This window comes from Oscillibacter acetigenes (genome assembly GCF_025567605.1).
In the GTDB taxonomy this organism is placed as follows: domain Bacteria; phylum Bacillota; class Clostridia; order Oscillospirales; family Oscillospiraceae; genus Oscillibacter; species Oscillibacter welbionis.
Window position 1 is genome coordinate 184,448 of record NZ_JAOQKG010000001.1, and the last position, 23,600, is coordinate 208,047.

Consider the following 23,600-nt stretch of genomic DNA (forward strand, 5'->3'; position numbering starts at 1 on the left):
TCCGCAAAGGGGCGATACCTGATGTGAAAAAACGTTGGGAATTCCGGGGGGATGTGCTATAATAGATGAGAAAGGGGCACGGCCATGCACGTTGCATTTTCCGCTCTGCTGGCGGAGGGGCGGCCTTTTCTGGGGACCTTCATCCAGTCCGCTGCACCGGAGTTTGTGGAGGCCGCGGGCTACGCCGGGTTCCGGTTCTTGACCGTGGATCTGGAGCACACCTATTACGGCCCGGAGAAAACTGTGGAGATGGTCCGGGCCGGGGAAGCGGCGGACCTGTGCGTCCTGGCCTGCGCGACACCATCCTGATGTACCAAAAGTGCCGGGAGATTATGGGGCAGGTGCTGGAACCCGGAGCCATTTGATTTTCAAAGCAACATAACGATAGAAAGGAAGCTGCGAACATGAACGAGACATTGAAGGTTTTGAAGGAGCGCCGGAGCGTCCGCAAGTACAAGGCGGAGCAGATCAGGGACGAGGAGCTGAACGCCATTCTGGAGGCGGGCACCTGGGCGCCTTCCGCCAAGGGACTCCAGACCTCTGTCATGGTGGTGGTCCAGGACCCGGAGACCATTGCCTGGATGTCCAAGCTGAACGCGGAGATCCAGGGCAATCCCGGCACGGATCCCTTCTACGGTGCCCCCACCGTGGTGGTGGTTCTGGGGGACGGAGAGAAGCTGAACTGGCTGCAGGACGGCTCCCTGGTGATGGGAAACCTGATGACCGCTGCCGCGGCTTTGGGACTGGGCTCCTGCTGGATCAACCGGGCCATGGAGCTTTTTGACCGGCCGGAGGGCAAGGAACTGCTGAAGAAGTGGGGGCTGCCGGAGACCTACCGTGGTGTGGGCAACTGCATCCTGGGGTATGTGGAGGGGGACCTGCCCGCCCCCAAGCCCCGGAAGGACGGCTGGATCCTCCGCGTGTGACAGATACACAGGGCGGCGGGAGCATTCCCGCCGCCCTGCTGTTTTGCTGCGGTAGCCCTTGGCGAATCGTATGCAATCGCTTCATTTGGTGAAATCAACAGAGAGGCCTGTAGATATGATCGGCTTGTGATTGCGCTCAAAAAGATGAAAGTTCCCACTTGATTGTATCCATATCCACATAGGCATGTACTGGATTGCGTGGATCAAGATAAATAACGGGCTGCTGAAAATCAGTAGCCGGCTTTATCCATGACAAGAGGCTTTTGACTGTATAAGTCCGTCCGCCATAACAGTAGGAGCATTGAACGACCCACGGAGAGCATTGCCCGGGCCAGTTTACAAATGTCTTTGTGTTCCAGTTGATCCAAACTAGATGTCGAACGGATTGAATTTTTCCGACCACTGAAATGCCGTTTGTTTTTAGGTGCTTTCTGCGCTGCTCCTGCAGACCGCACCTCGCCAAACAAACAATACTGCCCAATAAAAGGATCGCCCCAATTGGGATAAAAGACCAATTGCAGCCGCCATTCACAGGGATGTCTGTGATATAAAAGAGCATCCCGAGGAAAACAAAAATGATTCCCATCAACCCAAATATAAAAGCGCATAAGGACCAGATCGTTTGGGGCTGGCGCATACAATCCCTCCTGATACACAGGCTCACTGGAAACACCCCTATTTTATCATACAAACCCATTTTTCACAAGGTCGGTTGGTGAAAGACGGAGTTCAGGCCATCACAACGGAGCTTGAAAAGGGAACTGCTGACCTCCCCCCCCTTGCGTCGGCGGGGAAATTGCGATACACTGGACGGGAGAACACGAAGGCGCTGCCCCGGGAGACCGGAGGGGCGGCCGCCGTTTGGAAAGGAAGAACCACCATGCCAGATATCACCGCGGTAACCCATGCCCAGAACATCCGCTACGACCGGAAGGCGGAGGCCCTTTACATCATCGACCAGACCCTGCTGCCGGGGGAGGAGAAGGAGATCCGCCTCCAGACCATTGACGAGATGGTGGAGGCCATCCGGGCCCTGCGGGTGCGGGGGGCCCCGGCCATCGGCATCTGCGCCGCCTACTGCATGTATGTGCTGGCCAAGTCCATCCGGACCGAGGACCGTCCCACGTTTTTGAAGCGCCTCAGCGACTATGGCCAGCAGCTGGACGCGGCCCGTCCCACGGCGGTGAATCTGGGCTGGGCCATCCGGGAGATGATGCGCACCGCCTTGGAGCATGTCCACGATACCCGGGGCCAAATGCTGGACGCTTTGTACGAGCGGGCAGTAGTCATCCATGAGGACGACATCGCCAAATGCAGGGCCATCTCCGAATACGGTCTGAGTCTGCTGAAGGAGGGCGACGGCGTCCTGACACACTGTAATGCCGGGCCCCTTGCCACCTCCCGATACGGCACGGCCCAGGGCCCCTTCCTGCTGGCGGCGGAGCGAGGGATGCACATCCGGGTATTCGCCGACGAGACCCGCCCCCTGCTCCAGGGCGCCCGGCTCACCAGCTATGAGCTCCAGCGGGCCGGGGTGGACGTGACGCTGATCTGCGACAACATGGCCTCCATTGTCATGAAGAACGGCTGGGTCCAGGCCTGCTTCGTGGGCTGCGACCGGGTGGCCGCCAACGGCGACACCGCCAACAAGATCGGTACCTCCGGCGTGGCGATTCTGGCTAAGCACTACGGCATTCCCGTCTACGTGCTGGGCCCCACCTCCACGATTGATATGGCCTGCCCCGACGGGGACCACATCCCCATCGAGGAGCGGGACGGCGAGGAGATCAAGACCATGTGGTACGAAAAGCCCATGGCTCTGCCCGAGGTGAAGTGCTACAACCCCGCCTTCGATGTGACGGACCATGAGCTGATCGCCGGCATCGTCACAGAGAAGGGCATCTGCCGCCCGCCTTATACCAAGAGCCTGAAGGCGCTGTTTGACGACAAGAAGTGACAACGAAATGGAATATCTGACATCTACATTACAAGGAGGAATCAAAAATGGCCATCAAGGAATCCCCATCCGCCTCTATCGCGGCGGAAGAGAGCCAGATTGCAAAAGCTGTGCTGATGCCCGGCGACCCCCTGCGGGCCAAGTACGTGGCGGACCACTATCTGGAGGAGGTGGTGTGCTTTAACACCGTCCGGAACATGCTGGGCTACACCGGCACCTACAAGGGCAAGCGCATCTCCGTCATGGGCCACGGTATGGGCGTGCCCTCTATGGGTATTTACAGCTATGAGCTGTACCAATTCTTCGGTGTGGATACCATCATCCGCATCGGCTCCGCCGGCGGCATCGGGGATGATGTGAAGGTCCGGGATGTGGTCATCGCCCTGGGGGCCTCTACCAACTCCCACTTCGCCGACCAGTACCGGTTCCCCGGCCAGCTGTGCGCCACCGCCGACTTCCGGCTCCTCCGGGACGCGGTGGAGACGGCGGAGGCCATGGGCGTCCGAGCAGATGTAGGTCAGGTGTTCACGGCGGACCAGTTCTACAACGACAACCCCGACGCCGGGGCCATGTACCGGAAGTTCGGCATCCTGGCGCTGGAGATGGAGACGGCTGGCCTCTACTGGACGGCCCAGCGGCTGGGGAAGCGGGCGCTGTCCCTGCTGACCATCTCCGACCACATCTTCACCGGGGAGTCCCTCTCCGCCCAGGAGCGGCAGGACTCCTTCCACGAGATGATGGAGATCGCCCTGGAGACTGCCTGGAAGTCCCTGGAGGGCTGACGTATGGCGCTGTTCGGAAAGCGTGAGAAGGCCTATGAGGTCTGGGGCGACAAACCCCGGTGGAAGGAAGCCCGGCAGCGGCTGAAGGATGCTGGCATCAAGGTCATGGAGACCGGTTTCTATGAGACGGAGGCGCCGGCGTGCGGCTGCGGCGCCAAGCTGGACCACCGGGACTTCGGCCCCAACGGGAAGATCGACCGGCTGACCTACTACATCTCCGTGAAGCCGGAGGACGTGGAGCGGGCGAAGGAGCTGCTGGCGGATCTGGTAAAGCCGGAGCACGTGGCGCCCCAGTAACCGGAACTGCAAAAGATAAGGACCCGCTGGGGCGTGTGCCCCGGCGGGTCCTTCTTCTGCAAAAAACGTTTTGACAGGACAGGCAAAGTTTTAATTTAGAGCAGTGCGGGCCCCTTCGTCTGAGAGCCATCCGATAGAGGCGGCCGCACAGTTCTCTGCGCTGCTTCCGGAACGGTTCGGCCTGCCTGGGAATGCCTCAGCTCACTCCGCTGTCAGATCGTACACCACGCCGCCCACAGAGATGGAGGCCATGTCCTCCATGGGGAGGACCTCAGAGAACACCTCGCCCTTGGAGCAGACAGTGACGCCATCCTCCGGGCCGATGCTGCCGCCGGCGTTAGACAGGTCGATCACCGTGCCGTCGGTGAGGGTCAGCAGGATTTCCACGTTTTCGAAGTACCGCTGTGTGGTGAGGCGGTCCTCTTCGCTTTGCCGGCCGCTGCCGGAGTTGCTCCACACCACCTCGCTGTCCACGGTGTAGTCCACCTTGTAGGCCACGGGAGAGAGGGTGATGGAGTCGATGGTGAAGGTCATGCCGTCCTGGGTGAAGGTCTCGCCGCCGCTCAGGGTGACGGAGCTGTCCTCGTAGGTCATCTCAAACTTGAGCCTCCACTTACCCTCGATGATGGGTACGGCCTCGCCGGCCTCCTCGTCCCACTTGTAGAGGTTCTCGAACACACCGGTGGCGGTGCAGTCGTTGATGGGCTTGTCGGCGCTGACCGTCTCCACCATCTGGATGGAGCTGGCTGCGGGATCCTCCACCACAAAATAGCTGCTGCCGTGGCTTCCGCCCAGAATGCTCAGGTCCGTGCCGTTGCCGTGGACCAGCAGCATTTCGCCTGTGATGTCCTCCGGCAGCAGGCGGGTACCGTCGTCCCGACTGATGGTGTAGACGATAACGGCATTATACGCATCGCCCATGACGGCGTCGGCGGTGACGGTGACGCCGTTGTCCGTGTCGCTGGCGCCCACGGGATAGCCGATCTTGTCGATGATCTCCGTCTGAGCGGGTGCCCCGCCAAAGAGGGGAGAGAAGACCTCCGCAGCGGACCGCAGGATGCCGGTGGCGCCGGCGGTGCCCACTGCCAGCACCAGCACCGCCGCAGCGGCGATCAGGGCTATCCGGCGGACGGGGCGGCGAGCGGGCCGGGTCTGCTTCCGCGCCGCCTCAGCGGCCCGGCGGGCGATGGCGGCCTTTTCCTCCTCTGTAAAGTGCAGGCTGTTCAGGGACTCCTGATATTCAAACGAGCTGTTCATAGCCATATCCTCCCAAAAGTTCTTTCAGCTTCGTCCGTCCCCGGGCCAGCCGGGTGTGGACGGTTGCGGTGGGGATGCCCAGGATTTGACCGATCTCGGCAGCCTGGTAACCCTCGTAATAGAACAGGTAAATGACGGCCCGGTAGTGGGGCGGCAGCTGATTTACCGCCTCCAGCACAGACCCGTCGCCCGCCTGGGGGGCGGGGACCTCCAGTCCGACATCCAGGGATTGCGACCGCTGCCGCCAGGGGCTTTTCAGCAGGTCCTTGCAGGCGTTGGCCGCCATCCGCAGGATGTAGGCCCGCTCGTGCTCCGGGCTCTTAAACTCCCGGGGCTCCATCAGCAGCTTCACGAAGACCGTCTGGCAGATATCCTGGGCATCGTGGGTGTTTTTCAGATAGGTGTAACTGAGGCGGAGGATCGCGTCGGCGTATGTGTTGGCCAGCCGCTCCGCCTGTTCCATATCGTCCATGTATCTCAACTCCTTTGGAGCGCTCTCACCCAGGATACGATCCGGCGGGGAAAAAACTTTCAGGGAGGGGAAAGTTTTTTTCAGGGCAGGAAAAAGCGGCCCCTGGGGCCGCTTGGATCCGGTTTTATTCTCCCACGATTAAAGCAATCAGCTCCACGGGTTCCGTGCCCCGGTTCTCCAGGCCGTGGACCTCGCCGTAGCCGGTGGCGCAGATGTCGCCGGGGCGGACCACGATCTCCTTGCCATTGTCGTTGAACACGCCCTCGCCCTTGATGATGTAGTAAAACTCGGTCTCATGGTCGTGGGGGTGGTCGCCGATGGAGCAGCCTGGGTCCACGGTGACGTGGGCGAACAGGCGGCCGTGGTTATAGAGGCCCTCCTTGTCCGTCAGGTCCTTCATGTGGATGAGGCCCTTGCCGTTCTGGACGCAGGCATCCCGACGGGGGCACTTGTCGGATGGGGTGAACATGGCAGTCTCTCCTTTTTATTGATCTGCCGGTGGTCTTGCAGAGCCCCGGCGAAGATGATACCATCATAGCAGAGGCAAAGGGGAATGTCCAGCCGGGAAATCTCCGGCGGCGGGCGGCTTTTTTGCGAAAAAGGCTTGACTGTCAAGTCCCTTGATACTTTATCCTGAGGCCAAAGGAGGCGGTATCATTGACCAGCAAGGAGATGGAGGCCCGGTCCGGCGTGCCCCGGGCCAATATCCGCTACTACGAGGCGGAGGGGCTGCTGGCCCCCGCCCGGTCCGGTAACGGCTACCGGGATTACAGCGAGGAGGACCTGCGGACCCTGGAGAAGATCAAGCTGCTGCGGCGGCTGGGAGTAACCATCGAGGCGCTTCGGGCCTTGCGGGACGGCAGGGCGGAACTTTCTGCCGTGCTGGACCGGCGGCTGGCGGAGGTGGGCGGCGAACAGGCCGCCCTGGGCCGGGTGGAGCGGGTCTGCGGCGACCTGCGGCGGACCGGCGCCACATTCACCGGCCTGGACCCGGGGAGGTACCTGGCGGACCTGGACGCCCCGGCCCTGCCGGGGGAGGGCGGCCCCTGGTGGGAGAAGGCATCTGCTTCGGCCCTGCCGGAGACGGACCGGCTGCCTACGGTGTGCAGCGCCTCCCGGCGGCTGTTCGCCCGAATGTTCGATGAGATGCTGGTGCGGATGCTGCTGGTGGCGGGACTATGCCTGCTGGGGTATAACCCGACTCGGGCCGCACTGGCTATCAGTTTCGCGGGGGTGGTCCTGCTGGGTGTTTTGGAACCTCTGTCCCTGCATCTCTGGGGCACCACGCCGGGCAGGCCCTGTTGGGGATGCGGCTGGCTGGAATGGATGGAAAAAACCTCCCATACAGCGAGGGCGTGACCCGCTATCTCATGATGCTATGGATGGGATTGGGCTTTTATATCCCCATACTGTCTCTTGTGATGATCCTCCGATCTGCTTGGCGGTGCTGGAAAGAGGAGCCCCAGCCCTGGGACGACGGGGTGGCCTACACCGCAAAGCCCTTCCGGCTCCGATACGCCGCATCGCTGATCCTGACGGTACTCCTGGTGCTGATAGTGGGAGAGGCTGTCAACAGCTGGTCCCAGCTGCCGCCCAACAGAGGGGATCTGACTGTGGCGGAGTTCGCGGAGAACTACAACCGCCAGGCGGAATATCTGGACTTTGGCGGCAGGGCCTATCTGGATGAAGACGGCCAGTGGCAGGAAAAGCCGGAGGATGGCAGCCAGATCATCTCCCTGGAAGACCTGATGGATGTGAACCCCTGGGACGATGCCAAGGCGTTCCACTACACGGTGGAGGACGGCCATGTCACAGCGGTCACCATGTCCGGAACCTTCCAAAATACCACAGCTATGTGGGTGGAAACACCTGACAGCTATGTGCCCCAAATCGTGACGGCCCTGGTCTGGGGGCGCAGGGAGGCGCCTTTCTGGTCTCTCTCCCGGCAGGCCCAGCTGCGGGAGCAGGAGGAGGCGGACTGGGAGCGGGGCTTCACCCTTCATCAGCCGGGGGTAATCATCACGGCAGAGGTGGAGCAGACAGGCTTTTGTTACTTCCAAGGCATGGGCTGGCAGCCGGTGGAGGAGGGCAACCGCCTCTCCTTCACCTACACCGTGGCCCTGGACAACGGATGACCGGAAGCAAAACGGCACGGCGCGGAGATCTCTCCGTACCGTGCCGTTAATCCTGGGCAAACAGGGCGTTGTAGTCCACTTTCAACGCCTCGGCCAGCTTGTCGATCTCAAAAATGGAAGTGGAGCGGTAGCCCGTCTCGATGTGGCCCAGCATGGTCTCCGTGATATCGCAGCCGTTGGTCTGCAGCTGGGCGGCCAGCTGCTTCTGGGAAAGGCCGCGGAGCTTCCGGTAGTATTTCACTTTCGCGCCGATGTTGCGGGTCAGAGGGGTACTTCTTTTCATTGCCATACTCCATAGAATCATGGGTTTTCTTTAAATGATAAAAGGAGCATTTGTCGGAAATCCTCTATCTATGAAGAAAATTTCATTTTTAGGGCTGGAAATGTCAGGGCGGGAACAGGGGAAAGGGAGATTGCAAAAACACCATCCTGGGTGTAAAATCACGTTAACTTCTGTTTTGTGCGAAGTTGAATTTGTTAAAAGCATAGAATTTTTCTTACTACCGAATTACCGCTTTACTTTGCTAATAAAATAAAGTAAAATAAATGCTGAAATCAACGCGGGCTGATAGTCCGCCGGGAGGAGAGTCCCCATGGAACTGGATCTGAACGTCCTGCGGCCCCAGGAGCGGGCATCGCTGCAGCTGCGGCTGCTGTATGAACAGGAGGGCTTCCGCAAATACCACATGGGTCGGTTCGAGGAATACGGTCTCTATCAGGAGAACCGCCGTTTTCTTTCCAGCGAGCAGGTCATCACCTTTACGGACCTGGACGGGCGGCTGCTGGCGCTGAAGCCGGACGTGACCCTCTCCATCGCCAAGAATGCCCAGGTGGGGCCCGGCGGCTGCGGCCGGTACTACTATCAGGAAAACGTCTACCGCCCCAGCCAGGAGAGCCATACCTTCCGGGAGATCAGTCAGATGGGCCTGGAGTGCATCGGTGCCGTGGATGATGCCGCTGCGGCCCAGGTGGTGTCCCTGGCCCTGCGGAGCCTGGCCCTGACCGGGCGGGACTTCGTGCTGGAGATCAGCCACATGGGCTTCGTCACCGGCCTCTTTGACGCGGTGGGCGCCCAGGAGGCTGTGCGGCCCAGGCTCCTCACCTGCATCCGGGACAAAAACGTCCATGAGCTGCGCAAAGCCGCTGAGGCCGCGGGCCTCTCCCGCCAGGGGACGGACGCACTCTGCCGCCTGGGGACTCTGGCAGGGCCCTGGCAGGAGGTTCTTGCTGCCGCGGAGGTGCTGGCCCTGAACGCCGCCATGGGGGCGGCGCTGGAAGAGCTGCGGGGCCTGTGTCGGGCGCTGGAGGACCAGGGGCAGACGGACCACTGGAAGCTGGACTTCTCCCTGGTGAACGATATGGAGTATTACAACGGCTTGGTGCTCCAGGGATATCTGGCGGGAGCGCCCCGGGCAGTGCTCCGGGGCGGGCAGTATGACCCCCTGGCGGAGCAGTTCCGCCCCGGCGCCCGGGCCATCGGCTTTGCGCTGTACTTAGACGAGCTGGACCGGCTGTCCGACGCGGCGGCGGAGCCGGCTGGCCTGGTGATGCTGAACGTGGCCCTGCCCAAGGGCCGCCTGGGAGACAAGGTTTACGACCTGCTGGCGGGCGTGGGCTACGGCTGCCCGGAAAACTACGCCGACACCCGGAAGCTGGTGGTGGAGAACCGAAAGGCGGGCATCCGCTACTTCTTGGTGAAGCCCAGCGACGTGGCCATCTACGTGGAGCACGGCGCGGCGGACATCGGCATCGTAGGCAAGGACATCCTGGCCGAGTCCGGCGCGGATGTGTATGAGCTGCTGGACACGGGCTTGGGCAGGTGCCGCATGTGCGTGGCCGGGCCGAAAGACTTTACCGAGGACCAGAGCCGGGCCCTGCGGGTGGCCACCAAATTCGGGAATATCGCCAAGCGGTACTACGCCGCCCAGGGCCGAGACATCGACATCATCCAGCTGAACGGCTCCATTGAGCTGGCCCCCATCCTGGGCCTCTCTGATGTGATTGTGGACATCGTGGAGACGGGCACCACCCTGCGGGAGAACGATCTGAAGGTGCTGACGGAGTTCATGCCCATCTCGGCCCGCTTCATCGCCAACCGGGCCAGCTACCAGTTCAAGCACCAGGAGATCGAGGCGCTTCTGGGCAGGCTGAAGGAGGTGACGGAGGCATGATTCCCATCTATGAGGCGGACCGCCTGGAGGACCTGCCCCTCTTTGACCGCCCCCCCCAGGCGGAGGAGGATGTGGATGCGGCGGTGGCCGCCATTCTGGCGGACGTCCGCACCCGGGGGGATGAGGCCCTGCGGGAATACACCCGCCGGTTCGACGGCGCAGATCTGGAGCGGTTTGAGGTGACGGCGGAGGAGCTGCGCGCCGCCTGGGACTGTGTGGACGGGAATTTCCGGGAGACGCTGCGGCAGGCGGCGGACAATATCCGGCACTTCCATGAGGCACAGGTCCACCGGGACTTCTGCCTGACGGACCGGCCCGGCGTGGTGCTGGGCCAGCGATACACGCCTGTCGAGCGGGTGGGCATCTGCGTACCCGGCAGCCCGGTGGCTTTTCCCTCCACCATTTTGATGAACGTCATCCCTGCCAGGATCGCCGGGGTAAAAGAGATCGCGGTGGTGACGCCGCCGAACCAAAACGGCGCCATCTCTGCAGAAGCTCTGGCAGCGGTAAAAATCGCCGGGGCGGACCGGGTGTTCAAGATCGGCGGCGCCCAGGCGGTGGCGGCCCTGGCCTACGGCACGGAGACAGTCCCCCAGGTGGACAAGATCGTGGGTCCCGGCGGCGTCTTTGTGGCTGCCGCCAAGCGGAAGGTGTTCGGACAGGTGGACATCGACATGATCGCCGGCCCCAGTGAGATCCTGGTGGTGGCGGACGGGAAGAGCGACCCCGCCTGGGTGGCGGCGGACCTGTTGAGCCAGGCGGAGCACGACGCCCACGCCGCCGCCGTGCTGGTGACGGACAGCCGCCCCCTGGCGGAGGCCGTCCAAAACGAGGTGGAGCGCCAGCTGACGGACCTGCCCCGGCGAGATATCGCTCAAAAGTCCTTGGAGGCCAACGGTAAGATCCTGGTGACAAAGGACCTGGCCGCGGCAGTGGAGGCCGCCAACCGCATCGCTCCGGAGCATCTGGAGTTGTGCGTGGACGATCCCTTTGCCCTGCTGCCCCTGGTCAAAAACGCCGGCAGCGTTTTTCTGGGCCGCCACACGCCAGAGGCGCTGGGGGACTATTTCGCGGGTCCCAACCACACCCTGCCCACCAGCGGTACGGCCCGGTTTTCCAGTCCCCTCAGCGTAGACGACTTTGTGAAGAAGACCCAGTTCATCTACTACACCCGGGAGGCGCTGGCAGACGCCGCCCCCCGGATCGCGGACTTTGCAGAGCGGGAGGGCCTCCACGGCCACGCCCGGTCTGCCCTGTCCCGCACGGAAGAGAAAGGAGAGTGATCCCATGAGCCGCTGGATTTCCCAGGAGGCGGAGCGCCTTGCCCCCTACACCCCCGGCGAGCAGCCCCAGGATCAGCAGTATGTAAAGCTGAACACCAATGAGAGCCCCTTCCCCCCGTCGCCCAAGGTTCTCAAGGCCATCAACCGGGCGGAGATCCTGAAACTGAACCTGTACTCCGACCCCACCTGTGCCGCGCTGACGGAGGCCATCGCCAGGCGCTATGAGCTGAAAGCCAAGAACGTGCTGGCGGGCAACGGCTCTGACGAGGTGCTGGCCTTTGCCTTCCGGGCCTTCTGCGGAGCGGGGCAACCCGTGGCCTTTGCGGATGTTACCTATGGGTTCTATAAGTCCCAGGCTGCCCTGTTCGATCTGGATGTGAAGATAATCCCCCTGCGGGAGGACTTCACCTTACATGTGGACGACTATATGGATTTCCCCGGCACCATTGTCATCGCCAACCCCAATGCCCCCACCGGTATTGCCGTGCCCCGGAACGACATCCAGCGGCTGCTGGAGGCGAACCCAGACCGAGTGGTGATCGTGGACGAGGCGTATGTGGACTTCGGCGCCGAGAGCTGCGTGCCCATGATCTACCGTTATGACAACCTGCTGGTGACCCAGACTATGTCCAAGAGCCGGTCCCTGGCCGGCGGTCGGGTGGGCTACGCATTGGGCAGCCCGGAGTTGATCGCGGACCTGAACCGGGTGAAATACAGCTTCCATCCCTACAATGTAAACCGGCTGTCCATCGCGGCAGGGGCCGCCGCTGTGGCGGACGAGGCGTACTTCGCCGCCTGCACCGCTGCCATCCGGCAGACCCGGGCCTGGACCGTGGGAGAGCTGGAGAATTTGGGTTTCACTGTCCTGCCCTCCCAGGCCAACTTCGTCTTTGCCCGCCACAGCCAGCTTCCCGGCGAGACCCTGTACCGGAAGCTGAAGGAGAACGGCGTCCTGGTCCGCTGGTTCGACGCGGACCGGATCCGGGACTATATCCGCATTACCATCGGATCCATGGAGCAGATGGAGACCCTGGTGGAGGAGCTGACGGCCATCCTGGAAGAGCTGTAAGGAGGCGGAGAGATGCGCACTGCTGATATCAGGCGGGACACCCGGGAGACCCGGATCCAGCTCTCTTTAAACCTGGACGGCACTGGGAAGGCGGACATCGCCACCGGCGTGGGGTTCCTGGACCACATGCTGGAGCTGTTCGCCCGGCATGGGGATTTTGACCTGACCATCCGCTGCCAGGGGGACACCCAGGTGGACGGCCACCACAGCGTGGAGGACATCGGCATCTGCCTGGGCCGGGCCTTTGCAGAGGCTCTGGGGGACAAGCGGGGTATCACGCGCTACGGCCAGTTCCTCCTGCCCATGGACGAGACGCTGGTGCTGGTGGCCTGCGACCTTTCCGGCCGGGACTATCTGGGCTGGTCCGTGGACCTGCCCGCCCAAAGGGTGGGGGACTTCGATACGGAGCTGGGCAAGGAGTTCTTCCTGGCCTTCGTCCGGGCGTGCCCCATGTCCCTCCACATCCGGCAGATGGCCGGGGAGAACACCCACCACATTCTGGAGGCCGTGTTCAAGGGCGCGGGCCGGGCCTTGAAGATGGCTGTGGCCCCGGACGAAAAACACCGGGATGAAATTCCCAGCACGAAGGGTGTGCTGTAAATGATTGCAATTGTAGACTACGGCGTGGGGAACTTGTTCTCTCTGCTCTCCAGCCTGAGGGCCCTGGACCTGGAGGCGGAGGTCACCGGCGACGCCGGCCGCCTCCGGGCGGCAGACCGGATCATCCTGCCCGGCGTGGGCGCCTTTGGGGACGCCCGCGCCAAGCTGGATGCCACCGGCTTGGTGCCGGTGATTCAGGAGGAGGCGGAGAAGAAGCCTCTCCTGGGCATCTGCCTGGGGATGCAGCTGCTGTTTGACAAGAGCTTTGAGTACGGGGAGCACCCCGGCCTGGGGCTGGTGCCCGGCCAAGTAGTGGACCTCCGCCGGGACCTGACGGACAAGACGCTGAAGGTCCCCCACATGGGCTGGAACAGCTTGCAGATTTTGAAAGATGACCCCCTGTTCCGCCACGTCCGGGACGGAGAGTATGTGTATTACGTCCACAGCTTCTATGCCCGGGACTGCGCCGCCGGCACTCTGGCCGCGTCCCGGTACGGCAATGTGGATGTCACCGGTGTGGTGCGCCGGGGAAACGTCTACGGCACCCAGTTCCACCCGGAGAAATCCGGGGACACGGGACTGCGGTTGCTGCGGGCCTTTGCAGAACTGTGAGGGAGGATGCCATGAGACCTATGAGACGACAGGACAGGGCCGTCACGGCTCCGGAGAAGGTCCGGGCGGTTATCGACGCATGTGAAGTCTGCCGCCTGGGCCTTCAGGACGGCAGAGGCGTCTACGTGGTGCCGGTGAACTTCGGCCACACGGTGGAGGGCGGCCGCCATGTCTTTTACTTCCACGGCGCCGCGGAGGGGCGGAAGGTGGACCTGGTCCGCCGAAACGGCTGGGCCGGGTTCGAGCTGGACACCGGCTACCGGCTTCAGGGGGCGGAGGCGGCCTGCGGCTACACCGCCGCGTTTCAAAGCGTCATCGGCGAGGGCCCCATCCGTGTGGTAGAGACGGCGGAAGAGAGGCGGCGGGGTCTGGCGGCTATCATGCGCCAGGCTACCTGCTGCGGGGACTGGACCTTTCCGGACGCGGCGGTGGACGCCGTGTGCGTCCTGCGGCTGGATGCGGAGGAGCTCTCCTGCAAGGAGCACCTATAATTAGATTGGGAGGAGACGGCATGAGGCGGATCTGGCTGGGTTTTGCCTGGATCCTGTTCGGCATTCTGCTGGTATTGGTCGGATTTGAGCCCCCTGCGCTCACGATTCTTAGTTGGATGCGGGCCTATTGGGCCCCGGTGGGTCTGCTCTGTGGGATCATCGGTCTGGTGCTGGTGCTTCTGGACAACAAGAACAAAGATTGACAGAGGAGACGTGGTCTATGCAGATTTTTCCCGCCATTGACCTGCGGGGCGGACAGGTGGTCCGCCTGTATCAGGGAGACTATGACAAAGAGACGGTCTACGCCCAGGACCCCTGCGCCGTGGCCCGGGACTTCATCGCTGCCGGTGCCGGATACCTCCATGTGGTGGACCTGGACGGCGCCAAGGACGGCACCCTGGCCAACTTTGACACCATCGCCGCCATTGCCGGACAGGGTGGCCTCTACATCGAGGTGGGCGGCGGAATCCGGGACGAGGACCGCATCCGCCGGTACCTGGATCTGGGTGTGGGCCGGTGCATCCTGGGCACCATCGCGGTGAAGGATTTCGACTTCACGGAGCGGATGGCCCAAACATACGGCGACCGGATCGCCGTGGGGGTGGACGCCCGGGACGGCTACGTGGCCGTCAGCGGCTGGAAGGAGCTGTCTGCGGAAAAGGGCGTGGACTTTTGCCGCCGCCTCCGGGACGCGGGCGTCCAGACCGTCATCTATACGGACATCAGCCGGGATGGGGCGGAACAGGGCACCAATCTGGCGCTCTACCGGGAGCTGGCAAAAATTGAGGGCCTGGACATCACCGCCTCCGGCGGCGTCAGCAGTCTGGAGGAGCTGCGGGAGCTCCGGAAGATCGGGGCCAAAGCCGCCATTCTGGGCAAGGCCCTGTACACGGGCCGTCTGGATTTAAAAACGGTCATCCGGGAGGTGGGCGCATGTTAGCCAGGCGGATCATCCCCTGCCTGGACGTGAAGGACGGCCGGGTGGTGAAGGGGACCAACTTTGAGGGTCTGCGGGATATGGCAGACCCGGTGGAGATGGCCCGGTTCTACAACGAATCCGGGGCGGACGAGCTGGTATTCTATGACATCACCGCCTCTGCGGAGGGCCGGAACCTGTTTACGGACATCCTGCGGCGGGTTGCGGGCGAGATTTTCATTCCCCTGACGGTAGGGGGCGGCATCCGGACGCTGGAGGACTTTGACCGGGTCTTGAAATGCGGCGCCGACAAGGTGAGCGTCAACTCCGGCGCCATCGCGGACCCCACCATCATCGGCGCGGCAGCCAAGAAGTACGGCGACCAGTGCGTGGTGCTCAGTATGGACGTGAAGCGGGTGGACGGGCAGTTCCGCCTCTTCGCCAAGGGCGGCCGGGAGGACACCGGCATCGACGCTATGGAGTGGGCCGCCCGGGGCGTGGCCGACGGCGCCGGGGAGATCGTGTTGAACTCCATCGACACCGACGGCGTCAAGCAGGGCTTTGACCTGGAGATGCTGGACGCCCTGGCATCACGGGTGAGCGTGCCCATCATCGCCAGCGGCGGCGCCGGGAAAATGGAGGACTTTGCCCAGCTCTTCACCCACCCCGGCATCGATGCGGGGCTGGCGGCGTCCATCTTCCACACCCGGCAGGTGGATATCAAGGAGCTGAAGCACTATCTGCGGGCGCAAGGCGTGGAGATGCGGATCTGACAGAACGCCCGGTCCCGGACGGGAAGCGGAGTCCCAGCCGCCCACGGGCGGCATACCCAAGAAAAGGAGACAGCACCATGGATTTGAAATTTGACGCAAACGGCCTGATCCCCGCCATCGTCCAGGACCACTACACCAAGGAGGTCCTGACCCTGGCCTACATGAACGCAGAGAGCCTGGCCATCACCATTGACGAGGGCCGGACCTGCTTCTTCTCCCGCAGCCGCCAGCAGCTCTGGCGCAAGGGGGAGACCTCCGGCAACGTCCAGCATGTGGTGTCCATCACCGCGGACTGTGACAAGGACGCCCTGGTGGTGGAGGTGGTGAAGGACGGCCCCGCCTGCCACACCGGGGCGGAGAGCTGCTTCTTCCGGCCGGTCTACCTCTCCGAGGAGTTGAAGGCTTTCAGCTATGAGGGCCTGTACCGCTTGATCCAAGGGCGGAAGACCGATCCCAAGGAGGGCAGCTACACCACTTATCTTTTTGAAAAGGGCCTGGACAAGATCCTGAAGAAGGTGGGTGAGGAGTGCACCGAGGTCATCATCGGCGGCCGCAAGGAGGACAGGGAGGAGACCATCTATGAGATCGCCGACCTGACCTACCATGTGATGGTGCTGATGGTCCAGATGGGCATCACCCTGGAGGACGTGACGGCGGAGTTGGAGAAGCGCCATGTCATCGACCACAAGGTGAAGCAGGAGCGGATGCAATGAATCTGACACCGGAATGCTGCTCCGTCCACACCCACTCCGTTCTCTGCGACGGGAAGGGAACCCTGGCGGAGATGGCTGCGGCCGCGTATGCGGCAGGGGTCCGCTTCTTCGGCGCCTCCGGCCACAGCCACACGGAGATCCCCCACGACGCGGGCAACGTCCTGCCAACCGATCCGGCGGAATACCGGGAGCAGGTGCTACGCCTCCGGGAGGAATACGCCGGACAGATGGAGGTCCTGCTGGGTATCGAGCAGGACAGCCGGTCCGCACAGCCGGTTCCGGACTGGGCGGACTACTGGATCGGCTCCGTCCACAACCTCTATGACCCGAAGACCGGGAAGTACCATGGCATAGACTGGGACCGGGAGCGGCTGATCGCCTGCCGGGACCAGATGTTCGGCGGCGATATGCTGGCCCTGACAGAGGGCTACTACCGGGATGTAGCCGCCATGGCGGACCGAAGACCCGCCATTCTGGGCCACATTGACCTGGTGACCAAGCTGAATCGGGGAAATGCCCTGTTTGACGAGGACGATCCCCGCTGCCGCACGGCGGCGCTGGAGGCCCTGCACCACACGGACCCGGATGCCACGCTGCTGGAGGTCAACACCGGCGCCATCTCCCGGGGATACCGGGACACGCCCTATCCGGCGGTGTTCCTTCTGCGGGAGTGGCGGGGCATGGGAGGACAGATCATCCTCACCGCCGACGCCCACAGCCCGGAAACGGTCGTGTACGGCTACGGCCAGGCGGCGGAGCTGGCAAGAGCGGCGGGTTTCCGGGAATGTGTTCTGCTGACCGGGAGGGGTTGGAAGCCCTGCCCCCTGTGAAATGACGGGAAACTTTCATAAAAAAGGCGCGGTGAAAACCGCGCCTTTCGGTTTGAATGCCAGTTGTAGCGGTGCGGAGAAATTGATAAAATAAAAACAATCTTACCGAAGAACAAAGGAGACGGGCCATGTATCATACAGTGATCTTTGACCTGGACGGCACCCTGCTGGACACGATTCAGGACCTGACCAATGCCGGAAACTGGGTCTGCCGCCGGAACGGCTGGCCGGAGTACTCCGCAGAGGAGTTCAAGACCATGGTGGGCCATGGAATCCCCAATCTGGTGCGGCGGTTTTCTCCGGAGAAGAGCCGCAGTCCCCTGCTGCTGGCCAATACTCTCGCCCAGTTTTCCGCCTATTACGGCGCCCACAACATGGACGAGACACGGCCCTATGACGGCATCCCGGCACTGCTGGAGCGGCTGGGGAGACGGGGAGTGACCCTGGCGGTTTACTCCAACAAGGCGGACGGCTTTTGCCGGGAGATCGTGGAACACTACTTTCCCGGTGTCTTCCATCTGGTGCGGGGCCAAGTCAAGGGAGTGCCGGTGAAGCCGGACCCGGCGGGCATCCACGCTCTGCTGGCCGACCTGGCAGTGCGCCCGGAGGAGACGTTGTTTGTGGGAGACAGCGGCGTGGATATGCAAACGGCCCACAACGGCGGCCTGACGGCCTGCGGCGTCACCTGGGGATTTCGGAGCCGGCAGGAGCTGGAGGACGCCGGGGCGGACCATCTGGCGGACACGCCGGAGGCCCTGGGGGACTATATCCTGGCATGAGAAGAGGCGGAGCCGCGGCTCCGCCTCTGTTTTTTATTGGACCGTGACGGTGTATGTGTCCGGCAGTGCGGCGGCAAACAGCTGCTCTACGCTGGAGACGGCTTTGGCGCGAGCCTCCGCCAGAAGCCCGCGGGACAGGGCCTTTTCCTCCATGGCTGCCTTCTGATCCGACTGGAAGGAGGTGAAATCCTCCACTGTGAAGGGATTGAAGATGGAGGTCTTCTCGTCGAACACCTCCATGCTGTCCTCATCGATCTCGTGGGAGAGGATCTCCGCCTCCGGCAGTGTGATGGTGACCGTGGTGCCGCTGACGGACACCTCCGCCCCGTCCAGGTCCACCCCGGCCTTGACGGTGCCGTCGTAGGTAAGGATGAAGGACTTGGTGGTGAAGGGGATTTTCACCCCGTAGAAGTCGTTGCTGCTCTCGAACTGGGCCATGTTGGTGTAGGCGTAGGTGACCGTGGCCAGCTCCCGGATCTCCGACAGCTGATTCTGCAGGACGACCGTGTCTATTTTCGCTGTCTCAGACCGGCCGGCGGACCACCGCCCGCCCAGAAAGCAGGCGCCGCCCACCAGGGCGCAGAGAAGGATGCCCAGCCACAGGTACCGGGCTGTCCTCAGGGGGTGGAGGGGTTCTTTCACAGTGCTCATAGCGGCTCCTTTTCCACAAAATGTATGCTTTGCCTTATTGTACCATGTTCCCTGGAAAAGGCAAGGACCTTCCCAAGCCCTTTCGGAAAAAGACAGGGCCGCAGCTGTTGCCGCGGCCCTGTGTGTTTTCTGCGCGCCGTCTTCCTGTTCAAGCAGGCAAAACGCTTCTCTGTCCGTTTTTATGCTGTGCGGCCGCTGGCGGCATTTTCGTGGTCCGTCAGAAGCCCGTCGGAATCGTGGACCCGGGCATTGCGCAGCATTTGTCCGTAGGATACGCCGGGACGGCTGTTCTGCTTGGTGACGGCATCCTCCACGGTGGTGTCGCCGCCGGTGAGGGCACTGTCACCTCTGTCGGTGGTGTTCTGGTCGTTCTTGTGATCGCCGGTCCCGTTGTCCTTGTTGCTATTGTTGTTGTCGGGGTCCAGGATGTCCTCGCCGGCATCCATGATGTCTTCGCCAGCGTTCTGGATATCCTCTCCGACCGTGTTTTGGCCGTTGTTATCTTGGTTGGTGTCTTTGTCGTTGCCGCCGCAGGCGGTCAGGGCAAACACCACCAGGACAGAGGCCAGCAAGAGCGTAAACTGTCTTTTCATGGGTTGACCTCCCTTTGCGCGGGCGTTTGTTTCGCGATACCCAGGTGTTATTGTCTCCGTGGCGTCTGGATTTAGCAGCGGAAGTTTCCGCCAGCGCCGGACAGTCGAATGTTGTCCGAATTTTGAAAAAGTGCTTGCATTTTCCAGCAGGATATGATATATAAATAATAGTAATTATTACTATTTAAGGAAGAAAGCCTATGCCGCAGCGTTTTTCCCAGCAGCGGGAGCGGATCTACCAGACTGTGCTGGAGAGCCGCGCCCATCCCACGGCGGAGATGGTCTATCAGCAGCTGAAGCCGGAGATGCCCCGGCTGAGCCTGGGGACCGTGTACCGCAATCTCCAGCAGATGGCCCGGGAGGGGCGGTTGACAGAGCTGGACGGCCCTGTGACCCGCTTTGACGCGGTGACTCGGCCCCATACCCATTTCCGCTGCCGCGCCTGCGGGGCTGTGCTGGATCTGGAGACTGTGCCCTATGACGAGAGGCTGGACCGTCTGGCTGCGGCCCGGGGCTGCGTGGTCACGGGCCACACCCTGATATTCACCGGACACTGCCCGCGCTGTGCGGGACAGGACGGCCGGCATGAGTATAGACCAGAGGAAAAAAGAGACAATTGTAAAATTTGAAAGGAGTCAGACACATGGAACTGAAGGGCAGCAAGACGGAAGCCAATCTGTGGATCGCGTTCGCCGGGGAGTCCCAGGCCCGGAACAAGTACGACTATTTTGCCAGCAAGGCCAAGAAAGAGGGCTACGAGCAGATCGCGGCCATCTTCCAGGAAACCGCTCTGAATGAGAAGGAGCACGCCAAGCTGTGGTTCAAGGCCCTGGACGGCATCGGCAGCACTGAGGAGAACCTGGTGGCTGCCGCTGCAGGCGAGAACGAGGAATGGACCAAGATGTACGCCGAGATGGCGAAGACCGCCGAGGAGGAGGGCTTCCTGGCGCTGGCCGCCCAGTTCGAGGGCGTGGCCAAGATCGAGAAGACCCACGAGGAGAGGTACTTAAAGCTGCTGGACAACCTGAAGAAGGGCGAGGTCTTCAAGAAGGGCGAGAAGGTCATGTGGTTCTGCCGCAACTGCGGCCATGTGGAGATCGCCGAGAGCGCGCCGGCGGTGTGCCCGGTGTGCAAGCACCCCCAGGCCTACTTCCAGGTGAAGGCCGAGAACTATTGATCCCACTGTCCACAGGGGACCTCCTTTTGGGAGGTCCCCTGTCTGCGTCTCCAGCCGCCCTTGTAGAAATAGATAAAAAAGAGGGGGTAACTGCCGGAAAATTGTGAAAGATAGGCTAAAAGACGAAAAGACTGTGTACGGTTTCCTGGAAATTTTAAAATGTTTGTGAAAAACGCCGTTGACTGTCTGTGTAAAACCGGGTATGATGTTATCAGAAAAATCATCGGTTATCATGTGGAGCTGTTGGAACAGACTTGGTTGACTTGGTATAGAAAAGGAGAGCTGGATCATGTATACACAGGAGATCACCGTAAATAATGAGGTAGGTCTGCACGCAAGACCGGCCACGTTCTTTATCCAGAAAGCAAATGAGTTCAAGAGCGGCATCTGGGTTGAAAAGGAGGATCGCCGCGTCAATGCCAAGAGCCTGCTGGGCGTTCTGTCCCTGGGCATCGTGAAGGGCACCACCATTACGTTGATCGCCGACGGCGCCGATGAGAAAGAGGCTGTCGAGGCGTTGGTGGAACTGGTCAAGGACAACTTCGGCGAATAACACATTCGATACAGGAAGTACGACACGGCCCTGCGGCGCGCAAGGCCGTGTATCTTTTATGCGAGGAGGCGGCGGGCGTGACAAAGGAAGAGCTGCGGGAGAAGGCCAACGACCTGCCACTGGTGCCGGGCGTCTATTTGATGATGGATAAAACAGGCAGGGTCATCTACGTGGGCAAGGCCAAGAAGCTGAAAAACCGGGTGAGCCAGTATTTCCAGGACAGCGCCTCCCACACCGCCAAGACGCGGAACATGGTGTCTCAGGTGGACCGCTTCGACACCATCTTCGTCACCAGCGAGTTCGAGGCCCTGGTGCTGGAGAACTCCCTTATCAAGCGGCACATGCCCCGCTACAACATCCTGCTGAAGGACGACAAGGGGTACCCCTTCGTCCGCCTGTCCAAAGAGGCATACCCCCGCTTCTCCCTGGTGAACAAGATGGCCAATGACTCCGCCCGGTACTTTGGGCCCTTCGGCGGTCGGTTCGAGACCCGCCAGGCCCTGGACGCGGTGTGTGTGGCCCTGCGGTTGCCTACCTGCAGCCGGAAATTCCCACGGGATATCGGGGCAGAGCGCCCCTGTCTGAACTTCCACATGGGCCGGTGCGACGGATTCTGCCGGCCGGAGATGACAGCAGAAGCGTATAACCGCCGGATCGAGCAGGCGGTGCAGCTGCTGGAGGGGAGGAGCAAGCAGCTGCTCCGGGACATGACCGCCGAGATGGAGGCGGAGGCGGAGGCCCTCCACTTCGAGCAGGCGGCGCTGCTCCGGGACCGGATTAACGCCATCGGTGCCCTCAGCAAAAAGCAGACGGTGATCGCGGGCCTCTGTGCCGATACGGACATCTGGGGACTGTACCGGGGATCCGGCAAGAGCTGTTACGCCATTCTCCACATGGAGGAGGGAAATCTGGCCGGCCGGGAGACGGAGCTGTTCTCCGCCCCCAACGAGGAGTCGGAGGCCGAGATGCTCTCCGCCCTGACGGCCCAGTACTACCTTCCCCGGGCCATCCTGCCCCACGAGATCCTGCTGCCCATGGAGACGGAGGACTGCGAAGAGCTGTCGGAGGTCCTGACGAAGCGGGCGGGCCACAAGGTATGGGTCCACGTGCCCCAGCGGGGAGAGAAGGCGGAGCTGCGGGCCATGGCCCAGCGGAACGCCCAGGAGGAGACAGAGCGAGCCACCACCGTGGAGGAGCGGACTGCCTACACCCTGGAGCTGCTGGGGAAGATGCTGAATCTGCCGGAGCCTCCGAAGCGGATGGAGTCCTTCGACATCTCCAACACGGGAAAGAGCGACATCGTGGCCTCCATGGTGGTATACAGCGGCACCCGGCCGCTGAAGTCCGCCTACCGCCGTTTCCGCATCCAGTCTTTGGAGGGACATCCGGATGACTACGCCTCCGTGCAGGAGGTGCTGCGCCGACGGCTCCAGCGGGCAGCGGATGGGGACGAGAAGTTTCTGCCCCTGCCGGACGTGTTTCTGATCGACGGCGGCGAGACCCACGCCCGGGCAGCGCAGACGGTGGCCTGGGAATTCGGTGTGGATGTGCCCATCTTCGGCATGGTGAAGGATGACCGCCACCGAACCCGGGCCCTGGTGACGCCGGAGGGCCGGGAGATCGGCATCGTCACCCAGCAGGCGGTGTTCTCCCTCATCGGCCAGATCCAGGAGGAGACCCACCGCTTTGCCATCACCTACCACCACGAGAGCCACAGCAAAAGCGCCACCCGCTCCGCCCTGGACGGTATCCCCGGTGTGGGCGAGAAGCGGCGGGCGGAGCTGCGGAAACACTTCGGCACCATCAAGGCCATCCGGGAGGCGGATGTGGAGACCCTTGCCGCCGTGGTGCCCCGGGCCGCCGCCCAGGCGGTGTGGGAACATTTTCACCCGAAAAACGAGAACGTCTGAAAGCCAGCGGCACAGCCGCTGGCTTTTTTGCGGGAGATGAGGAAAAGGATGCAGCCATTTCGTTTGATAAACAGAGCGTGAGGAAAGGACTGGTATTTTCATGAAGAAGGAACACTGTGTTTTGATCCTGATCTGCTGCTTTCTCATGGCGGCTTGCGGCCGCCTGGAAGATATTCCGGAGGATCTGTCGGCGTTTCCAGAGACAGAACGGAAAGAGACCGCCGAGACCCCGGCAGGGCCGCAGTTTGAAACCCTGACGGTTGCCGATGATCCGATCACGGCAGAATTCTCCCTGACCACCCGGCAGGAACCGGCGGCGTTTCTCTATGTCGCCGTGGAGGAGGATTGCACGACCACGGTGAACTGCACCTATGCCTCCCAGGACCAGCCGGTGACGGTGTGTCTGGCCGGTGGGGAGTCCTGGGAACTGCAGGGGGCATCGGAGGAGGCATACGGCGCCATCTGGAGCAACTGGCCGGTGACGCTGCGGCAGGGGGAAAACGTGTTCTGCATCACCGGCGGCGGGAGTTTCTGCCGGATGCGGCTGGAGCTGCTGGATGCGGTAGGCGTCTCCTATGCCGGGGCCTTCCCGGAAGGAACGGAGCTGCAACCGCTGGAGGGGATGTAGGCAAAGGAGCACGGGATTCCGGGCC

General features: G+C 62.1%; 31 protein-coding genes. 24 read left to right on the forward strand and 7 right to left on the reverse strand.

Annotated elements, in window-relative coordinates:
* Positions 1–84 precede the first annotated feature (84 nt).
* Positions 85–309, forward strand: coding sequence for an HpcH/HpaI aldolase family protein (locus OCV80_RS00925; protein ID WP_021748165.1), 225 nt, complete (start codon positions 85–87; stop codon positions 307–309).
* Between the two features lie 95 nt (positions 310–404).
* Entirely contained in the window at positions 405–926 is a 522-nt protein-coding gene (locus OCV80_RS00930) for a nitroreductase family protein (protein WP_021748164.1), read from the forward strand.
* Positions 927–1,062: 136 nt separating this feature from the next.
* Here the strand turns inward: OCV80_RS00930 and OCV80_RS00935 are convergent, their stop codons facing one another.
* A complete protein-coding gene (locus OCV80_RS00935) occupies positions 1,063–1,563 on the reverse strand; it encodes a hypothetical protein (protein WP_119311607.1) in 501 nt (166 codons plus the stop codon).
* Positions 1,564–1,806: 243 nt separating this feature from the next.
* Between OCV80_RS00935 and mtnA the strand changes: the two genes are divergently transcribed.
* Genes mtnA through OCV80_RS00950 form a run of 3 tightly spaced genes read left to right on the forward strand, consistent with a single transcriptional unit; the run spans position 1,807 to position 3,962 of the window.
* Positions 1,807–2,883: an S-methyl-5-thioribose-1-phosphate isomerase gene (gene mtnA, locus OCV80_RS00940; RefSeq protein ID WP_136891020.1), complete on the forward strand. Its 1,077-nt coding sequence runs from the start codon at positions 1,807–1,809 to the stop codon at positions 2,881–2,883.
* 47 nt (positions 2,884–2,930) lie between these two features.
* On the forward strand, positions 2,931–3,665 hold the full coding sequence (gene deoD / locus OCV80_RS00945; RefSeq protein ID WP_136891019.1) for a purine-nucleoside phosphorylase: 735 nt from the start codon (positions 2,931–2,933) through the stop codon (positions 3,663–3,665).
* Between the two features lie 3 nt (positions 3,666–3,668).
* The gene (locus tag OCV80_RS00950; protein ID WP_021748160.1) at positions 3,669–3,962 is read left to right on the forward strand and encodes a hypothetical protein; all 294 of its coding nucleotides are present in this window, start codon (positions 3,669–3,671) and stop codon (positions 3,960–3,962) included.
* Between the two features lie 201 nt (positions 3,963–4,163).
* Here the strand turns inward: OCV80_RS00950 and OCV80_RS00955 are convergent, their stop codons facing one another.
* The 3 genes from OCV80_RS00955 to OCV80_RS00965 all read right to left on the reverse strand — a co-directional run bounded on the left by OCV80_RS00955 (position 4,164) and on the right by OCV80_RS00965 (position 6,160).
* On the reverse strand, positions 4,164–5,219 hold the full coding sequence (locus OCV80_RS00955) for a DUF4179 domain-containing protein (RefSeq protein WP_158629712.1): 1,056 nt from the start codon (positions 5,217–5,219) through the stop codon (positions 4,164–4,166).
* Positions 5,203–5,691, reverse strand: coding sequence for an RNA polymerase sigma factor (locus tag OCV80_RS00960; protein WP_025545819.1), 489 nt, complete (start codon positions 5,689–5,691; stop codon positions 5,203–5,205). The genes OCV80_RS00955 and OCV80_RS00960 overlap by 17 nt, the downstream gene beginning before the upstream one ends.
* Positions 5,692–5,815: 124 nt before the next feature.
* Positions 5,816–6,160, reverse strand: coding sequence for a cupin domain-containing protein (locus OCV80_RS00965; RefSeq protein ID WP_021748157.1), 345 nt, complete (start codon positions 6,158–6,160; stop codon positions 5,816–5,818).
* A gap of 188 nt (positions 6,161–6,348) precedes the next feature.
* On the opposite strand from OCV80_RS00965, the gene OCV80_RS00970 reads away from it, so the two are divergent.
* On the forward strand, positions 6,349–7,050 hold the full coding sequence (locus OCV80_RS00970) for a MerR family transcriptional regulator (RefSeq protein ID WP_136891017.1): 702 nt from the start codon (positions 6,349–6,351) through the stop codon (positions 7,048–7,050).
* Positions 7,014–7,826, forward strand: a complete 813-nt coding sequence (locus OCV80_RS00975) for a hypothetical protein (protein ID WP_136891016.1) — start codon at positions 7,014–7,016, stop codon at positions 7,824–7,826. The genes OCV80_RS00970 and OCV80_RS00975 overlap by 37 nt, the downstream gene beginning before the upstream one ends.
* A 46-nt stretch (positions 7,827–7,872) precedes the next feature.
* Here the strand turns inward: OCV80_RS00975 and OCV80_RS00980 are convergent, their stop codons facing one another.
* Entirely contained in the window at positions 7,873–8,109 is a 237-nt protein-coding gene (locus OCV80_RS00980) for a helix-turn-helix domain-containing protein (RefSeq protein WP_025544054.1), read from the reverse strand.
* Between the two features lie 310 nt (positions 8,110–8,419).
* On the opposite strand from OCV80_RS00980, the gene hisG reads away from it, so the two are divergent.
* From hisG to OCV80_RS01040, 12 genes are all read left to right on the forward strand, one after another.
* Entirely contained in the window at positions 8,420–9,997 is a 1,578-nt protein-coding gene (hisG, locus tag OCV80_RS00985) for an ATP phosphoribosyltransferase (protein WP_021748153.1), read from the forward strand.
* Positions 9,994–11,280, forward strand: a complete 1,287-nt coding sequence (hisD, locus tag OCV80_RS00990) for a histidinol dehydrogenase (protein ID WP_267288147.1) — start codon at positions 9,994–9,996, stop codon at positions 11,278–11,280. Before hisG ends, hisD begins: the two co-directional genes overlap by 4 nt.
* 4 nt (positions 11,281–11,284) lie before the next feature.
* Complete coding sequence (hisC, locus tag OCV80_RS00995; RefSeq protein WP_021748150.1) at positions 11,285–12,349, forward strand: histidinol-phosphate transaminase; 1,065 nt, start codon at positions 11,285–11,287, stop codon at positions 12,347–12,349.
* A gap of 12 nt (positions 12,350–12,361) precedes the next feature.
* A complete protein-coding gene (hisB, locus tag OCV80_RS01000; RefSeq protein WP_021748149.1) occupies positions 12,362–12,949 on the forward strand; it encodes an imidazoleglycerol-phosphate dehydratase HisB in 588 nt (195 codons plus the stop codon).
* Positions 12,950–13,561 carry an imidazole glycerol phosphate synthase subunit HisH gene (gene hisH / locus OCV80_RS01005; protein WP_021748148.1) on the forward strand — a complete coding sequence of 204 codons (612 nt, stop codon included), beginning with the start codon at positions 12,950–12,952 and terminating at the stop codon, positions 13,559–13,561.
* Between the two features lie 11 nt (positions 13,562–13,572).
* On the forward strand, positions 13,573–14,052 hold the full coding sequence (locus OCV80_RS01010) for a pyridoxamine 5'-phosphate oxidase family protein (protein WP_267288148.1): 480 nt from the start codon (positions 13,573–13,575) through the stop codon (positions 14,050–14,052).
* A gap of 20 nt (positions 14,053–14,072) precedes the next feature.
* Positions 14,073–14,255 carry a hypothetical protein gene (locus OCV80_RS01015; RefSeq protein WP_021748146.1) on the forward strand — a complete coding sequence of 61 codons (183 nt, stop codon included), beginning with the start codon at positions 14,073–14,075 and terminating at the stop codon, positions 14,253–14,255.
* Between the two features lie 17 nt (positions 14,256–14,272).
* Entirely contained in the window at positions 14,273–14,992 is a 720-nt protein-coding gene (gene hisA, locus OCV80_RS01020; protein ID WP_136891015.1) for a 1-(5-phosphoribosyl)-5-[(5-phosphoribosylamino)methylideneamino]imidazole-4-carboxamide isomerase, read from the forward strand.
* On the forward strand, positions 14,986–15,741 hold the full coding sequence (hisF, locus tag OCV80_RS01025) for an imidazole glycerol phosphate synthase subunit HisF (RefSeq protein ID WP_136891014.1): 756 nt from the start codon (positions 14,986–14,988) through the stop codon (positions 15,739–15,741). The genes hisA and hisF overlap by 7 nt, the downstream gene beginning before the upstream one ends.
* Before the next feature lie 77 nt (positions 15,742–15,818).
* The gene (gene hisIE / locus OCV80_RS01030) at positions 15,819–16,454 is read left to right on the forward strand and encodes a bifunctional phosphoribosyl-AMP cyclohydrolase/phosphoribosyl-ATP diphosphatase HisIE (RefSeq protein ID WP_021748143.1); all 636 of its coding nucleotides are present in this window, start codon (positions 15,819–15,821) and stop codon (positions 16,452–16,454) included.
* Positions 16,451–17,284 (forward strand): PHP domain-containing protein, encoded by an 834-nt coding sequence (locus OCV80_RS01035; protein ID WP_136891012.1) that lies wholly within the window; start codon positions 16,451–16,453, stop codon positions 17,282–17,284. The genes hisIE and OCV80_RS01035 overlap by 4 nt, the downstream gene beginning before the upstream one ends.
* A 128-nt stretch (positions 17,285–17,412) precedes the next feature.
* Positions 17,413–18,063, forward strand: a complete 651-nt coding sequence (locus tag OCV80_RS01040; protein WP_021748141.1) for an HAD family hydrolase — start codon at positions 17,413–17,415, stop codon at positions 18,061–18,063.
* A 33-nt stretch (positions 18,064–18,096) separates the two neighbouring features.
* On the opposite strand, the gene OCV80_RS01045 is transcribed toward OCV80_RS01040, so the two are convergent.
* Positions 18,097–18,714 (reverse strand): DUF4230 domain-containing protein, encoded by a 618-nt coding sequence (locus OCV80_RS01045; RefSeq protein WP_021748140.1) that lies wholly within the window; start codon positions 18,712–18,714, stop codon positions 18,097–18,099.
* A gap of 179 nt (positions 18,715–18,893) precedes the next feature.
* On the reverse strand, positions 18,894–19,307 hold the full coding sequence (locus tag OCV80_RS01050; protein ID WP_021748139.1) for an entericidin EcnA/B family protein: 414 nt from the start codon (positions 19,305–19,307) through the stop codon (positions 18,894–18,896).
* Positions 19,308–19,507: 200 nt separating this feature from the next.
* Here OCV80_RS01050 and OCV80_RS01055 point away from each other — a divergent pair, with 200 nt between their 5' ends.
* The 5 genes from OCV80_RS01055 to OCV80_RS01075 all read left to right on the forward strand — a co-directional run bounded on the left by OCV80_RS01055 (position 19,508) and on the right by OCV80_RS01075 (position 23,575).
* Entirely contained in the window at positions 19,508–19,936 is a 429-nt protein-coding gene (locus OCV80_RS01055) for a Fur family transcriptional regulator (protein WP_025544061.1), read from the forward strand.
* Between the two features lie 14 nt (positions 19,937–19,950).
* A complete protein-coding gene (gene rbr, locus OCV80_RS01060) occupies positions 19,951–20,484 on the forward strand; it encodes a rubrerythrin (RefSeq protein WP_021748137.1) in 534 nt (177 codons plus the stop codon).
* 289 nt (positions 20,485–20,773) lie between these two features.
* Positions 20,774–21,037, forward strand: a complete 264-nt coding sequence (locus tag OCV80_RS01065) for an HPr family phosphocarrier protein (protein ID WP_021748136.1) — start codon at positions 20,774–20,776, stop codon at positions 21,035–21,037.
* A 77-nt stretch (positions 21,038–21,114) separates the two neighbouring features.
* A complete protein-coding gene (gene uvrC, locus OCV80_RS01070) occupies positions 21,115–22,947 on the forward strand; it encodes an excinuclease ABC subunit UvrC (protein WP_136891011.1) in 1,833 nt (610 codons plus the stop codon).
* 100 nt (positions 22,948–23,047) lie between these two features.
* Positions 23,048–23,575, forward strand: a complete 528-nt coding sequence (locus OCV80_RS01075) for a hypothetical protein (RefSeq protein ID WP_025544063.1) — start codon at positions 23,048–23,050, stop codon at positions 23,573–23,575.
* The last annotated feature ends 25 nt before the right edge of the window (positions 23,576–23,600 follow it).